14 protein-coding genes and 1 pseudogene are annotated in these 15,873 nt (G+C 39.1%); 8 read left to right on the plus strand and 7 right to left on the minus strand.

Going from position 1 to position 15,873, the window contains the following annotated elements; translation table 11 throughout:
- Positions 1-61: 61 nt before the first annotated feature.
- The 5 genes from ABWP14_RS10710 to ABWP14_RS10730 all read right to left on the minus strand — a co-directional run bounded on the left by ABWP14_RS10710 (position 62) and on the right by ABWP14_RS10730 (position 5,579).
- On the minus strand, positions 62-925 hold the full coding sequence (locus ABWP14_RS10710; RefSeq protein WP_353202963.1) for a Brp/Blh family beta-carotene 15,15'-dioxygenase: 864 nt from the start codon (positions 923-925) through the stop codon (positions 62-64).
- Between the two features lie 5 nt (positions 926-930).
- Positions 931-2,094, minus strand: a complete 1,164-nt coding sequence (locus tag ABWP14_RS10715) for a lycopene cyclase family protein (RefSeq protein WP_353202964.1) — start codon at positions 2,092-2,094, stop codon at positions 931-933.
- On the minus strand, positions 2,095-3,018 hold the full coding sequence (locus ABWP14_RS10720; protein ID WP_353202965.1) for a phytoene/squalene synthase family protein: 924 nt from the start codon (positions 3,016-3,018) through the stop codon (positions 2,095-2,097). It lies immediately after the preceding gene.
- Positions 3,015-4,502 (minus strand): phytoene desaturase family protein, encoded by a 1,488-nt coding sequence (gene crtI / locus ABWP14_RS10725; RefSeq protein WP_353202966.1) that lies wholly within the window; start codon positions 4,500-4,502, stop codon positions 3,015-3,017. Before crtI ends, ABWP14_RS10720 begins: the two co-directional genes overlap by 4 nt.
- Positions 4,503-4,784: 282 nt before the next feature.
- On the minus strand, positions 4,785-5,579 hold the full coding sequence (locus ABWP14_RS10730) for a bacteriorhodopsin-like (RefSeq protein ID WP_353202967.1): 795 nt from the start codon (positions 5,577-5,579) through the stop codon (positions 4,785-4,787).
- 1,015 nt (positions 5,580-6,594) lie between these two features.
- On the opposite strand from ABWP14_RS10730, the gene ABWP14_RS10735 reads away from it, so the two are divergent.
- The 7 genes and pseudogenes from ABWP14_RS10735 to ABWP14_RS10765 form a co-directional block, all read left to right on the plus strand.
- Positions 6,595-7,221, plus strand: coding sequence for a class II aldolase/adducin family protein (locus ABWP14_RS10735; RefSeq protein ID WP_353202968.1), 627 nt, complete (start codon positions 6,595-6,597; stop codon positions 7,219-7,221).
- Complete coding sequence (locus ABWP14_RS10740) at positions 7,211-7,636, plus strand: DUF2237 family protein (protein WP_353202969.1); 426 nt, start codon at positions 7,211-7,213, stop codon at positions 7,634-7,636. The genes ABWP14_RS10735 and ABWP14_RS10740 overlap by 11 nt, the downstream gene beginning before the upstream one ends.
- A gap of 35 nt (positions 7,637-7,671) precedes the next feature.
- Positions 7,672-8,151 (plus strand): DoxX family protein, encoded by a 480-nt coding sequence (locus ABWP14_RS10745; RefSeq protein ID WP_353202970.1) that lies wholly within the window; start codon positions 7,672-7,674, stop codon positions 8,149-8,151.
- 290 nt (positions 8,152-8,441) lie between these two features.
- Complete coding sequence (locus tag ABWP14_RS10750; RefSeq protein ID WP_353202971.1) at positions 8,442-8,822, plus strand: hypothetical protein; 381 nt, start codon at positions 8,442-8,444, stop codon at positions 8,820-8,822.
- A gap of 201 nt (positions 8,823-9,023) precedes the next feature.
- On the plus strand, positions 9,024-9,680 hold the full coding sequence (locus ABWP14_RS10755; RefSeq protein WP_353202972.1) for a peroxiredoxin: 657 nt from the start codon (positions 9,024-9,026) through the stop codon (positions 9,678-9,680).
- 245 nt (positions 9,681-9,925) lie between these two features.
- Positions 9,926-11,317, plus strand: coding sequence for a glutathione-disulfide reductase (gorA, locus tag ABWP14_RS10760; RefSeq protein ID WP_353202973.1), 1,392 nt, complete (start codon positions 9,926-9,928; stop codon positions 11,315-11,317).
- Between the two features lie 141 nt (positions 11,318-11,458).
- Positions 11,459-11,602: pseudogene (locus tag ABWP14_RS10765) on the plus strand (C1orf53 family protein); the annotation flags it as partial.
- On the opposite strand, the gene ABWP14_RS10770 reads toward ABWP14_RS10765, so the two are convergent.
- Entirely contained in the window at positions 11,599-12,477 is an 879-nt protein-coding gene (locus ABWP14_RS10770) for a LysR family transcriptional regulator (RefSeq protein ID WP_353202974.1), read from the minus strand. The pseudogene ABWP14_RS10765 and the gene ABWP14_RS10770 overlap by 4 nt on opposite strands.
- 99 nt (positions 12,478-12,576) lie before the next feature.
- Here ABWP14_RS10770 and metE point away from each other — a divergent pair, with 99 nt between their 5' ends.
- Positions 12,577-14,868: a 5-methyltetrahydropteroyltriglutamate--homocysteine S-methyltransferase gene (gene metE / locus ABWP14_RS10775; RefSeq protein ID WP_353202975.1), complete on the plus strand. Its 2,292-nt coding sequence runs from the start codon at positions 12,577-12,579 to the stop codon at positions 14,866-14,868.
- Here metE and ABWP14_RS10780 read toward each other — a convergent pair.
- Positions 14,865-15,356 (minus strand): GNAT family N-acetyltransferase, encoded by a 492-nt coding sequence (locus ABWP14_RS10780; protein WP_353202976.1) that lies wholly within the window; start codon positions 15,354-15,356, stop codon positions 14,865-14,867. The genes metE and ABWP14_RS10780 overlap by 4 nt on opposite strands.
- Positions 15,357-15,873 lie beyond the last annotated feature (517 nt).

The raw sequence follows: 15,873 nt of genomic DNA on the forward strand, positions 1-15,873 counted from the left end.
CGATTTGTATCAACATTTTCATATTGTAGGGGGCTAAGCTTTAGAGAATCAATTTGCTCGATTAATGATTTGGATGCTGCACCCTATCTACCAGTAACATGTGAGGCACCGTGAGGCAGGCTAAGCCTACAAATATTAGTTGCAGGATACGGGGATAATTTGGTGATTCTAGCAAAAAGATCCAACTGAGTAGCGCGATTAAAACAACCCCTAGCATTGGTAGTAATGAAGTTAAAAGGATCTTCTTCCAGCCCAATTGCGAATAATATTGGGTTCTAAGCATATGTCTGACGCTATGCATCCCACAGAAAAATATTGTGAAGCTCATTAAAGGTTGAACGAAAATCGCTAATAGACTAACGGCCACTAACTCCATTGCTTGAAAAGTATTTCGATAGGTTTCAAATGCAATACTCAGGATTAAAAGAATTAGATAAGGCAATGCAATCGTGTGTAAAAAATTCACAATCAGCAATCCATCGTTTTGATTTAAGATCAAGGTGAATAAATTAACCATGACGTCATAGTGGAGAAGCGTTGGAAGAACAATGACAGCGCTTCCATACAATAACTTGGTAATTTTCGGAGCGGTATTTTCTAAATCTCTTGAGAAATGTAAGACTGATAAACATAAAAAGGTAATCATAAATAGTAGGGGAGAAAACACCCAAAAAATGATCATCACAAGACCTAACAGGCCATACAGTAAGACAAAGTAGGACCAGGATTGCCAGGTTGAAACAGGCAGTAATTTCTTAGCAAAAATGGGATCTAAGGCGCCGTGAGGTACCCCTAGGAAAAAGATAATGATGGCTAAAATAATTAAATAGATGAGGCTATCAGTGGGCTGCCAAAAAATACTAATGATGACTATCCCAATCGCTAAAATACTAAAGCAGATACCTTGGGCTTTAATCTGATTCATCTGCTTTATTTTTCTGAAAGACGAAAAACTTCCTTTAAAAAAGGAAGTGGTGGCAAAGCAATAACCACTGCAAGATAATCCAATATACCGCCATGATCGGATAGGAAACGAATCAGTCTTGGATGACTCACTTTGGTAAACATATCCATAAATAAGGATGATCCCATCTCGGGGTTATTTTTTAGAACATTTAAAAAGATAGTATCCATTTTTGATAGCAAAAAAGAATCAGCAGCATGACCGATTGGCAGCCCTGTTCTTTTTAGTTCTTTTGCACACTCTTGTGCCCAAGTTTGAATACGTTGAAATGTATAACCGGTAGCTGGCCTGGCAGAACCCGCTGTTACTCCAACCTGCACATAACTGTTAGAAAATTTATTAGTATAGGTTGGATGACGCGCACCTAATCCCATAGGGATGAGGCCTGATTCTGCTCTGATAATTGAAAAACGCTTTCCTCTTACATAGTTGGCAACTGTTTTCTCTAATCTTTCTAATAAATCTTCCTTGGAATAGGCTTGACCTCCAAAGCTGGTAAATTCAATTAAGGCCTTTGTTGGTGAAAAAGGTAAAACATAAGTAAAGCCAGTAAAGTCTGCATTTGGCTCACAAAAGTCCATCAAATAGGCTGTCTTAGGGTCGAATAGAGGCTCTTCACACTCAATTTCGTAGCCTACAAAGGATTGCCAAAGTGTCGTATCCCTCATCGAAGCCTTTTGAAGAGGGCGTGTATCAATGATTGCTTTAGTTAAAAAATTTCCATTATTTGTTTGCACTAACCATTTATTACCAATTAGTGAAGGTTCATTGATGAGCTTAATGCCTGTGCGCAGCTCCAGCCTATTATTTTGTTCAATTTTATGGAGTGTGTGCTGATAAAAGTCACTGGCAATTAAAAGTTGATACGGAGAGGATTCACACTCAATAAGCGCATTCCTATCCTTAGAATCTTTCACTCTCACTTTTGACCAATGATTTTGAACCAACTCCATAAACGGTGTATTTGGATATCCCCAAAAACACCAAGTTCGATCATTATGGTATTCAGGGCGCTGCTCAAGAAAAATAGTTTTGGGTGCATCCGCACCCATCTTTGCTAGATTAAAGCCAAGACTTAACCCAGCGCAGCCCGCACCGATTACAACTAAATCAGTGGCAACATGTTCCATTTAAGAAATCCTAAAATGCGAGTTGGTATGTAATGATTCATGTAGGGTAGCATCACGATGCTTTGGGCGAAACCAAAAATGAGACCTAACACTTATTTCTACTATTGTAGAGAGAGTAATCACCAATTTTCTTGGCAAAGAAACAAACATACGCTGGTGCCAATATTCATAGTTTTTTGATCGCAACTGATTGCCAATATCATGGTAAATACGCACTGCAATTAAAATTGAAATTCTTGCACGTAGTGGCAAATAAACCAATCCTTTTTCTCCGCTTTGATAAAAGCTGTCTGCAAGTCGTAAAAGACTATCGACAGACATCCTTATTATGCTTGCCTGTTCTTCATTAGGGTTGATGAGATCATTTATTTCAATATTCCCGAGTAGATTAACGGGTACATATCGGCGATTAAACAAAGCATCTGTTTTGATATCTCTACAAATATTAGTGAGTTGCATCGCTATCCCTAAATCAATCGCATAAGATTTTGCATTTGTATCTTTAATATCTAATGCATGGCACATCATTAACCCAACAGTTCCGGCAACCTGATAGCAGTAGCGGAGTAATTCAGGCTCATTAGCGATCCTAACAAGTTCTGTATCTGACTTAATGCCTGCAATCAAGTCAAAAATAATATTTTTGGGAATGTGACATTGATTGATTAGATCAATGCCATTAGTGAGAGTAGGTTGACTTGAGGAGCCTAATAAAATCGCTTGTTGTGCCTGAGTGATATTTTGCTTAGCGGTCACTACTTGAACCTCTTCATCAACCATGTCATCAAGATACCTATAAAAACCATAGAGTCGCGTAGCTCTGTGCCGATATTTTCTTCCTAAGAAATGACTCGCCCAATAGAAACTTTTACCCTTCGTTGCCAGGACCTGATGAGCATCTGAATGAAGAGTGATTGGCTTCACGAGAGCTTAACCTTCCCAATACTCGGAATTAGCTTATCAATAAGTTTGGCTGATGATATTACCCCTGGAAGACCTGCTCCAGGGTGAGTTCCAGCTCCAACTAAAAAGAGATTCTTGATTCCTTCAGCTTTATTGTGAAAACGAAACCAAGCTGATTGAGTAAATAGTGGCGAGATAGAAAATCCAGATCCATGTGAGCCTAAGTAATTATCTTTGAAGTCCTTAGGTGTCATATAAAAATCTTCTGTAATAGTTTGAGAAAGGTTAGGCATGATTGTTTTTTCAAGAGCGCTAACGATGCGATCTCGTAGCTTGGGACCCTCAATTGACCAATCTTGTCCTCCCAGTAAATTTGGTACTGGACATAAAACATAGAAACTATCACAACCTTGTGGCGCAAAACTAGGATCAGTAGCAGTAGGGCGATGCAAATATAATGAAAAATCATCTGTAAGGATTTTTCGATCAAAAATATCTTTTAGCAATTCTTGATAACGTTCACCTAACCAAATTGTATGGTGCGCAATATCTGGATAAGTCTTCGTGGTACCAAAATATAATACAAATAGCCCCATGGAAAGTTTTGCTTTCTTAATCTTCAGGCGTGCCAGAAATTGCTGCTTCTCTGGCCTAATCATTTTGGTATATAAGTGAATTGGATCAGCATCGGATACTACTAAATCAGCTGATAGTTCTTTACCATCCTCTAGTAAGACGCCATTGACTGTATTTGCCTCAATAACTAAAGACTTTACAGTTTGTCCTAATAAGATATTTATCTTATTACGCCGCATCAGTTGCTCTAAAGCTTTGGTTATCGCATGGGTACCTCCCATTGCAAAATAGACACCATATTCTCGTTCTAGGTAATGAATCAAGCCATAAATACTTGTGGTGTCAAAAGGATTGCCGCCTACCAAGAGTGGCTGTATAGAAAATGCCTGACGCAGTTTTTCACTTTTTAAATATTGAGTTACTAATTGCCATACGGTCTTATAACACTGCAATGCGATAAGTCTTGGGACTTGCTTTAACATTGTCCAAAGTCCATCGAAAGGTTCTGTGGAAAGCTCTACAAAACCTACTTTGAAAATACGCTTAGAGTGTGCCAATAACTTTAGGTAGCCATCACAATCGTCAGGCTCAATTCGTTTGATTTCGTCTAAAGTTTCCTCGAGTGTCCCGCCATAATCAAAATGATCACCGTCGGCATAGACAAAACGGTACCAAGGTTTGAGTGGAACAAGAGTAACGTGATCAGCTAATTTTTCGTTGAAAAGGGCAAATAGTTCTTCAAATAGGAAGGGGGCAGTAATAACTGTCGGTCCAGCATCATGCCTGAATCCATTTCTTTCAAAAAACTGGGCTCTACCACCTAGTTTCTCACATCGATCGATCAAAGTGACTTCATAATTTTTTGCTCGGAGTCTTAAGGCGCTGGCAATACCGCCAAATCCTCCGCCAATAACAATGGCATGTTTCAATTTAAGTGTTCCAATTAGACTCTTTAAAGTTCAGGTAGATACCTGTCAAATACTTTTTAATTAGCAAATACAAAGTTGAGTTTAGGCTTTCAAAGATTATTTTCGATTCCAGTAAGCGCTCAATTTCGTTCATGGCAGCAACTTGATTTATCGAGCACTTTCTTTAAATTTTTCTAATTTAAAGAGCGTAGAATTTTTTAACTTTGGGTCACTATTTACATTGAATAGTTAAAAAAATAAAATCTCCGGCAAAGGCCGGAGAAGATATTAAATATTTGTAAATTATGCTTTTGAAGCTTGTGACTCTGTTTTTGCAACGTTCCAGATAATGAGACCGAAAGCGATTTTGTTCAAAACGTCAGCTAAGTTATAGATGATATTTAAAAGGTTTGCGCTATCCTTTGGATCAGTACCAGTCAAATAACCGAAGTAGTATCCAACTGGGTAAATAGCCCAGCCAATGGTAACAATCCATCGCATTGTGTTAAAAGCTTTTTGCACTGCAGGCGGTGCGCTTTTAGCGTTGATCTTGCTAGCTTCACCAACAAAGACCTCATACAAAATATAAGCCCAACCTAGCATTCCAATAATAAATGCCGGAAGAACGCTCATGTAGCCTGCTTCTCCCAAATAACCGCCAACGAGCATTACTAATGTACCAATCATCAGACGCCAAAATACGCCGGTTGGGACCTTAGCAATTGCTGAGAGGATCAAATAAAACTCAATCATTAGCAATGGAACAGTGATGAGCCAATCAATGTAACGGAATACTGTTGGTGTGGACCCTGTTAAAACCCAAACGTCTCTCATGTAAAAGTAGTGAACAGCGGCAATCAAAGTTACTAAACCTGAAACTGTTAATGAAGTTTTCCACTTAACAGAAACAATATCTCTTTCAAGGAAGAAAAATACTGTAGAGGCGACTAGTGCCATCGAAATCAACCAAAATGAGATACCAACAAAGTCATTTGGCTCTAGTGTTGATGAGGATGCAAATGCATTAGTACAAGTTACTCCAAAAAGTAGCGTTGACCAAAACGACACTTTTGCTTTTGATAATATTTCGTTAAACATTTAGAACCCTTTTAGTTAAAAGAAAGTTGATAAAAAGCAAAAGTTTTATTTTTTTGGATGTAATAAAAATGCTTATTTTCATTAGTCATCATACTTTTAAATCTGTAAATGAGCTCATCTTGTCAAACTATAGGGTTTTTGTCGTCGTTTTTTTTCAATTGAGTATGTTGCTGTGTTGATAACATATCAATGAAGTTAAAAAGTTGTGTATCCTGCAACAAATAAGACATATAAGTCATTAATGTATTTAAATATATTTTTTGATAAATGAAATCACCCAAGTGAAAAAGAGGATTTACAAAAAACCTAATTTTGGCCGATCGATCTTGTAAATCTTTTTAGGATAAAGATAGAAATCTATGGCAATGTTGTTTACTTCCGGCCTTTACTGGATGTCATTTCTCTCGAGACTTGCGGTCTCAATATACTTAAGCCCTGCTGGGGGCAAGTAGATTAGCGCTCACAAGTAAAGACATTACCTACAGGTGAGCTTTTGCTCATCTATTCGTATCACTGGTGGTACAGTCTATAGATCCCTATTAGGCCAATAAATTACAACAACATCTTTTTAAGGCGAAATTTCCAATGCCTGATGAGTCAGATTCGCTTGGTTAAAGCTCCATATATCAAGTATTCCAATCATGAACCTAGAAGATGATGTAAATGGCGCTTAAGGTAAGCTTTGCGAGTCTCGATTAAAACTACGATCAAGTTATCAAAAAACTGTTTGAATTGAGTCATTTAAGGCTCCTTTATTAAGATATATTAGGGTAAATACTTAGTTAGTATGTACTTTATTTACCCATGGTGCAGGGCTGCAAAAACCCTCTTGATAGTAGTTTTATACGTGTAAACCCTAATAGGAATAGAGTAAGTCCCTCTTTAGGTCTTTCAACAAGGCCTCTAAGTCATCTTCGGGTGACTTCTTTTTAAGCTCTATTTGGTTAAACTCCACCATGAAAAGAAAATTGTAATAAGCAGGCAAACTCAAGAAGATTTTTTAAAAGACAAGTAAATGCTAGAAACAATTTGTGATACCTTAACAGACGCTTACAAGCGCAATTGGATTACTAGTAGAGATGGTAATGTCAGTATCAGACATCACGATCGTGATCACTTTTACATTACTCCCAGCGGTGTTCGTAAGCAAACCTTACAGCCTGATCAGTTCAAGAAAATTCAGTTATTGGGTGAGGCTTGGGAAGAGCTTGAGTATACGGACATAAGCAAAAATCTTAAACCCAGTGGCGAAATACCTTTGCATTTTGGACTTCAAAAAAAGATGGGGCAACATCGCAATGAGGTGAGAGTGGTAGTGCATTTACACCCAACCTACTGTATCGCAGCCATGCACGCTGGCATCGATTTAAGTAAAGTTAGTGAGTCATTTCCAGAGCTTAATCGCTATACAAAGGTGGCTCCTAATGTACAAGATGTAGAGCCAATTAGTCAGCAGCTTGCAGATCAGTGCCATGCTAATTTACAGCTGGATGATAATGGCTTTATTGGCTATGATATTGTCGGCATTAAAGGGCATGGAGTAGTTGCAATCGATGTTTCTCCTTGGCAAGCATATGAGCATATTGAGCGTCTTGAGCACATATGTCAGATAGTTCTGGCATCTGGAAAATATGATTCGTAAATTACTTTGCCTTTCTTTGATAGTTTTATCTTTCCCAGCTATTACTCAAAAGACCAAAAGTTCTAATGTTTTAGGACAAGATCTAGCTCCGCTCAAGGGAAGTCAAATCACGGGCTTTTATAGAGATGGGTATTGCCGAACTGATGAAAATGATCCAGGTCAACATGCGGTTGCAGCAACAATGACCAAAAAGTTTCTTGATTACACAAAATCTCGTGGTAATGACCTGCAAACCCCGATACCTCGCTCGAATTTTGCTGGATTAAAACCTGGAGATAAATGGTGTCTCTGTACTGCCAGATGGGTTGAGGCTGAGGCGGCTGGAGTGGCGCCCCCAGTCAATTTAACAGCATCGCATGAGGCTGCTTTGACTCTTGTGCCTCTTAAAACTTTACAAAAATATCAAAGTAAATAATTCAGTGTTGTGAAATTTACTAATGGATCCCCAAAATGAAACTTATTAATTTAAAAAACTATTGGCAGCAGTTACCAGACTTTAGTCTAAGTCACATTTTATTAAGAATACCTTTAGCGATCGTGTTCATACAACAAGGCCTTAGTAAATTTCCATTTGATCCTGCAACTGGTGCTGCTCTAGGATTGCCCTCACTAGTATGGTGGTTTGTATGCTACGGAGAAATTGCTGCTGGTGTTGGATTATTGGTTGGGGCATTGACTACCATGCCACGTCTAAAAGATATCCCAATAGTAGCCGAGTTAGGTGACTTAATTACGCGCTTTAGTGGCATCACAATGTGCTGTGTAATAACAGGCGTTATCTGGGTTGTCATAAAACCTGAAAGTTTGATGCAGTTTATCTTGAACGATAATTTGCACTTATTTCTTTGGGTTGGCGGCCTATACTTTGCGCTCAGAGGAAACTGGGCAGTTGCTGTCCAGAAGCAAACTCCTAATGTGAATCAGTCGTAAAGACTCCTTTCATTCTTTCAAAATAGAAAAACACTTTTAATCTTGAATTAATGGAGCTTATTTGATGTTAAGTGCTTTCCGAGAAAGTATAAAAATGCAACCATGCTGATATCCAATTCCGATACGGGTGATGAGTTAAGACTATAGACTATGTCAACTGTGCAACAAAAATCTATTAGTATGGATACACAGGTTTTGCTTAGCAAAATCCTGTTAGAGTTGAGCTGTTTTGTTAAAAAACTGGGACTATTTACCAATAGAGCATATTCCAAAACCACAAGGATTTACTTATGTTTGGTCTACTAAAGATGTTTTATTACCTACTTAACTCAGGCTTTAAGCTTGTAAATCCCAACACGAACCCACTGAAATACGCTCCGCTACAAGTTAAGCTAGTTGCCTCTATCTTGCTGGCTTGTTTTTGGTGTCTTGCCTTCGGCGTGTACTTTAAAAAATTTGATGGCATCGCGTACAACATGTTTGGCCATATTGCCGTCATCGGCATGGCATTTATAACTTGGGGTGTATTTAAACTTTCTAAGAAGATCTATGGCCCTAGGCAAGGTACGCAGGCTTATTTACGTACCCCAGACTTTGCGAGTCGTTGTGATGAGTTAACGGATGAAGAAAGGCTCGTTCGTGTTGAGACTTTAAACAAAAAAGATAATTAGACCTACTATTCTGGACTCTGAGGCATTAGTCATTTAGCTATTGAGCGTTACTTAAAGTAACGCTTATGGATTTACTAGTCTTGTGCAAATTAAGAAATTAAGCTAAAAACTCAAGACCCCTAATAAATACTAACCTAACTTTAATAGACTAAGATTATTTTATACATTACCCTAACATGACAATCATTTTGGAGAATAAATATGGCACTACGAATTAATGATCTCTCACCAAACTTCACAGCAGATTCAACTGCTGGCAATTTAACCTTGCATGATTGGATTGGAGATAGCTACGCTATTTTATTTTCTCATCCAAAAGATTTCACGCCGGTATGTACTACCGAGTTCGGTGTAGTAGCCCAACTAGCACCTGAGTTTGCCAAGCGTAATACTAAGGTAATGGGTGTTTCGGTTGATAGTGTAGAAGATCATCAAAAATGGAAAAAAGATATCGCTTCTTTTGCTGGAGTACCTGCAGACTTTCCAATTATTGACGATACTGCCTTGCAAGTGGCAAAACTGTATGATATGTTGCCAGCAGACGCATATCTGCCAGATGGTCGAACTCCTGCGCATAGTGCTACTGTCCGTACTGTATTTATCATTGGGCCAGATAAGAAGGTGCGCTTAACCATCTCTTACCCAATGTCTGTCGGGCGTAACTTTGCAGAAATTCTCAGAGCTTTAGATGCCATTCAGACAACCGATGGCAAGCCATTAGCAACTCCAGCAAACTGGATTCCTGGGCAAGACCTTATCGTGGCACTAGCCCTCAATGATGAACAGGCAAGCGCTCAATTTGGCACTCTAGACATTAAGTTGCCTTATTTGCGTTATGCCACAGATCCAAATAAATAAACGAAAAGTAATTTAGCTTACACAGATATACAACTCTTCAGTAACAACTCAGCTTATAAGTAAAAAGAGCAGTTTAAAAGTTAATTCCAGCACCCGCTCTTGGTAATTTCTGACTGGTTAGCTAAAATTAAATTCTAGACTTCTCTGAACAGATATTATTTTTGCGGCCTCAAAGCACTGGCATCTTTTTAGACAAAAAATAAAAAAATATTTTCACACATCATAATTTAACTTGAATAAAAAAAATGACCACACACAATTATGATGTTGACTATTTTGTCATTGGTGGCGGATCTGGTGGTGTTCGATCTGCACGTATCGCTAGTCAATTAGGTGCCAAGGTTGCAATAGCTGAAGAATTTCAGTTCGGAGGAACATGCGTTGTTCGAGGTTGCGTACCAAAAAAACTGATGGTTTATGCCTCGCATTTTTCAGAAATGTTTGAAGATTCAAAAGGTTTTGGTTGGGAGTTTGACGAGCCTAATTTTTCGTGGCAAGCCCTTATTGAGGGGAAAGATCAAGAGATATCAAGACTAAGCAGTATTTATGAAAAAAACTTATTAACTTCAGATGTACGGGTACTTAAAGGGCATGCCTCTTTGATCGATGCTCATACAGTTCAAATAGAAGGCGAATCGACAGAAAGAGTTACAGCAAAATACATCTTGATTGCAACAGGTGGAAAACCTGCGTTGCCGTCAATACCTGGAATTAAATATGTAATTTCTTCAAACGAGGTTTTTTATCTTCAAAAGCAACCAAAAAATATCATGATTGTTGGCGCTGGATATATTGCGCTTGAGTTTGCAGGGATCTTTCATGGCCTTGGTTCTCATGTACGAGTAGTTCATCGAGGGCAAGATATATTAGGTGCATCTTTTGATGCCGATGTGCGTAAACATCTTAAAGAGGAACTCATCAATAAAGGAATTCAATTTGAATTATCTTGCGAGCTAGAGCGAATTGAAAAAAATAATGAAGGGAAATTTTCAGTATTTTTCAAAGATGGTAGAAATAGGCAACATCAAATTGATCAAGTCATGTTTGCTACAGGCCGCATCCCCAATACTCACCATTTAAATTTGGAGCAAATTGGCGTGAGCCTTGCTAAAAATGGTGCAGTAGAGGTTAATGCTTATGGCAAATCCTCGATTGATTCAATTTACGCCGTTGGGGATGTCTCCAGTCGTGTTGCGTTGACTCCAGTTGCGATTCGAGAAGGTAATGCAGTAGCTCAAACCCTATTCGGTAAAGAGGCAATAACAGTTGATCTTTCTCAGGTACCCAGCGCAGTGTTTACCCAGCCGCCTATTGGAACTGTTGGTCTAACTGAAAAACAGGCTTTAGAGCTTTACAAAGAAATAGATATCTATGAGGCGCACTTCAGGCCCTTAAAAAGTGCATTATCAAATCGTTTAGAAAAAGTTTATATGAAGCTTTTGGTTGATGTAAAAACACAGCAAGTTGTGGGGGCACATATGATTGGTGACGAAGCGCCGGAAATCATTCAGGCTATAGCGATTGCTATCAGGATGGGGGCCACGAAACAAGACTTTGATGCAACGATTGCCATTCATCCAACAGTGGCGGAAGAATTAGTTACTATGAAAACAGCAGTGCGTAAGTCCTTGGAATAAAGTATTTGGTTGAAAATTCTTATATCAACGATTATTTTCTAGGATTATCGCGTTAAGTATTAATTAGTAAAAAAGGCTGCAAAATAGACCCTTTTGTTAAATTGAAAACTCACTACGCCTGTTGAGCGTAAGCAGGGATTAGACACCTACATTGATCCTGCTACAGGCTACCTGGTTCTCACCAGTCAAGCACACTTAAAGCGTGGAATTTGCTGTGGAAACAGTTGTCGCCACTGTCCTTTTGAATATATCAATGTTTCATCTTCGGACGAGAGGAACATTTAAACCTTTGCTATATCTAAAAAAGATTTAAGGTAGTCAATATCATTATCAGCTTCACGCATACCTAAAAATATCTGTTTTGCTATCCCTTTAGTTCCTAGTTGAACAGGAACAAGGTCCAAATTTATCGCATATTCTTCAACAAGCCATCTTGGCAAGGCTGCAACGCCCCTACCACTGGCTACCATTTGTAGCATGATGTCGGTAGTCTCTATGGTTTTGTGTTTTTTTGGACTAATACCAGCAGGCTGTAAAAATTGGTTGTAAATATCCAAGCGATCAATTTCAACTGGGTAAGTAATTAAAATCTCGTTACTTAACTGCTCAGGAATTACATACTTTTCCCTTGCAAGGGGATGGCCTTTATTAACTACCAATACTTGCTCATAGTCAAATACAGGCTCAAACTCCAAGCCTGGTTTGTAAAGCGGATCGGGCGTTACCAATAAGTCAATATCATAAGTAAACAGCGCACCAATACCTCCAAACTGAAACTTTTGTTTAACATCAACATCCACATCTGGCCATTCTGCAAGATAGGGGGCTACTATTTTGAGTAACCATTGATAGCAAGGATGGCACTCCATCCCAATTCTGAGAACGCCTCGCTCATGTTTAGCGTATTGACCTAATCGCTCTTCGGCACGTTCGAGTTGTGGAAGTAATCGATTGGCAACCATGAGCAAGTAATTGCCGGCTTGCGTAAGGCGTAAGTTACGCCCATCACGCTGCCATATCGCAGTCCCAAAGGATTGCTCTAATTTTTTAATCGTATGACTTAAGGCAGACTGAGAGAGAAAAAGGGTCTCAGCGGCCGCCGTCAGAGAACCTAGGCGGTCAATCTCACGAATAATAGCTAAATGGTTACGCTCAATCATATTATGAATAAAAGTAATGGACTATTGAAATAATACCATTTTACTTCATAGATCAAAGTATCTAAGATTCAATGCACATCAACTTAATGGTAAAAAATCATGGTCAGCACACATAACTTAGGATTTCCCCGCATTGGCGTTAAACGCGAACTGAAATTTGCATTGGAATCCTATTGGAAGGGCGAGATTTCACAAGAGGAGCTCATTGCTCAAGGCGCTGTACTCAGAGAGCGTCACTGGAGAGATCAATCATCTTTGGACTGGGTACCTGTCGGCGATTTTGCTTTTTATGACCAAGTACTCGATATGAGTTTTACGCTAGGAAATCTACCTGAGCGGGTAAAAGATTTTCATGGCGATACTTTAGATAATTACTTTCGGGTTGCTAGAGGCCGTTCAGTAAACAGCTCCGAGGATCATGCTCAATGCTGTGGCGGTGTGGCTGCTGGCGAGATGACAAAATGGTTTGATACAAACTACCACTATATCGTTCCAGAATTTACCGCCAGTACAGAATTTAAGCTCGATTCATCGCGTTTGCTTGAACAATTAGCAGAAGCAAAAAAACAAGGCATCAATGCTAAGCCTGTCATTATTGGGCCCGTTACATATCTATGGCTTGGAAAAGCAAAAGATGGCTCTAACAAGTTAGATTTATTAAGCAAATTACTGCCGATTTATGGGCAGTTGTTAGAAGAGTTAGCCAATCATGGTGCCCAGTGGACACAAATTGATGAACCCATACTAGTTACAGAATTAGATGAGGATTGGCAGCATGCATTTAAGCAGGCTTATCATCACCTCAGGTCAAACAAAATGAAGATTCTTTTAGCCACTTACTTTGGTAGCTTAGAAGATAACCGCTACCTTGCTTGCAACTTACCAGTAGATGGATTACATATTGATGCGATTAATGCTAGAGAAGAGATCCCATTAATTCTAAACTTGCTACCAATACAAAAAGTTTTATCATTAGGTGTCATTAATGGCCGAAATATTTGGAAAACAGATCTAAACAAAACCTTAGACTGGTTAGAACCAATAGCTCAGAAATTGGGTGACAAATTGTGGATTGCTCCATCTTGCTCATTACTTCATTCCCCAGTAGACCTAACTAGCGAGAAAAAATTAGACCAAGAAATTCAGAACTGGCTTGCATTTAGTGTACAAAAACTGGCTGAGTTAGAGGTTTTAGCAAAAGCATTAAATGCGGGTAGACAGTCTGTATCCGAGCAATTAGCAGCCAATCAGTCTGCAATTGAAGCACGTCGCAATTCTCCGCTAGTCAATAATCCACTAGTAAAAGATGCTTTATCAAAAATTAAGCCACAAATGGGAGAGCGAGAATCTCACTATGAAGTCAGGGCCGGAAAACAAGCGGCTATCTTAAGGTTGCCTAAATATCCCACCACCACAATTGGCTCATTCCCGCAAACTCATGAAATCAGACAAGCTCGAAGTCAATACAAAGCGGGAGAATTAAATAACGCAGACTACCGAAAAGCGATGGAGCATGAGATAGCCCGTAGTATCAATGAGCAAGAAAATTTAGGTTTAGATGTTTTAGTTCACGGCGAAGCTGAGCGTAATGACATGGTGGAATATTTTGGAGAACAACTAGACGGATACGCCTTTAGTCAATTTGGTTGGGTTCAGTCCTATGGATCTCGCTGTGTAAAGCCACCAATTTTATTTGGTGATATTAGTCGTCCTAAAGCAATGACAGTCGATTGGATAAGTTATGCACAATCCTTGACTAAAAAACCAATGAAGGGAATGCTGACAGGTCCAGTAACCATTCTGAATTGGTCATTTGTACGTGACGATCAACCTCGCTCAGTATCGTGTTATCAATTAGCCCTAGCTATTCGTGATGAGGTTTTAGATCTAGAAAGTGCGGGAATTAAGGTCATACAAATTGATGAGGCCGCACTACGCGAGGGTTTGCCACTGAGAAAATCGCAGTGGAAGCACTATCTTGACTGGGCAGTTGAATCCTTCAGAATTACTGCTAACGGAGTTAAAGATGAGACGCAAGTACATACCCATATGTGCTACTCTGAATTTAATGACATTATTGAAGCGATTGCTCAAATGGACGCAGATGTCATCACGATTGAAACTTCGCGCTCAGATATGGAGCTTCTTGATATATTTGATAGCTTTAAGTATCCCAATGAAATTGGACCTGGTGTTTATGATATTCACTCTCCGAATATTCCTACACAAGATCAAATGGTTAGTCTCATGCAGAAAGCGGCTGAAAGAATCCCAGCTGAAAGGCTTTGGGTTAACCCAGATTGTGGGTTAAAGACCAGACAATGGCCAGAAGTAATACCAGCTTTGAGAAATATGGTTGAGGCAGCTAGGCAATTACGTGCTAATGCTTAATCCATATTAGAGGACTGTTGCCAAGGAATTGACACCTTAGAATTATTTGTAGAGAAATATGCTTGAAGTCCAATTGAGTTAATAATCGATACTAAGGCTAAATGGCCATTAAATGCGATTAATTGCTCGATTGGATTCTTTAGTTTGATCCTCATCAAAGCTGCGAGCATTGAAGTTGCTATTCCTTGTTTTCTAAATAAAGGTAGTACGGATATGCTTAGTTCATATGTGCCAATTTGATTCATGGGCTCTAACTGAAGAATGCCAATTAGCTCAGATTCTCTATTAAATTTATCTAGCAGCCATGCTCCAAAAAGCTGGGTTTGATCCCACTGAATATTTTTTACCCATATATCAATTGCTTCTTTACTCAACTGAGAACCGAATAATTGGAGTCGATCATCATCACTTAATTTTTTAATGTGAGAGCGAAGGCTTTCATAATGCTGAGGTAACAGTGGTCTAAATTTTGTCAACAGCGGAGTCATGGCGGTTCTCTATGAATTCAAGCGTCGATTTATGTGACGCTTCTTAAAATACTATATAACAAATTTGTGTCATTCGAACCCTCGCAATACCACCAAGATTGACCAAAATTATTCCGGGAGGTTTTTTATTTGGGGGTCTGCTTTGGGCCGTTAGCGGCCCCTCCATATACAAGCGTTACTTTAAGTAACGCTCACCAACCATATGCAAAAAGCACTTTGGAGCAACGAAGTGTTAGATGGTTGCTCCAAAAATCCTGTGGTTTTGAAAACCAAAGAGTGAGCTAGTGTTTCTTCTTCTCTAGTTAAATCAGTAACACAAAAGCTCACACACCGATAAATAGGTGACGTAAGCTCTTGAAATCCTAGTGGTTTTCTTTGGATGTCTGCTCTCATAATCCTTTGGTCCCAGGTTCAAGTCCTGTTGGGCCCACCAACAAAATCAGGTCCGTACCGGACACATGGTTTACGTCCGGTACCGACCACATGGTTTACACCTTTACTTTCACATCCCCAATAC

Source organism: Polynucleobacter sp., from assembly GCF_040400325.1.
Lineage (GTDB): Bacteria > Pseudomonadota > Gammaproteobacteria > Burkholderiales > Burkholderiaceae > Polynucleobacter.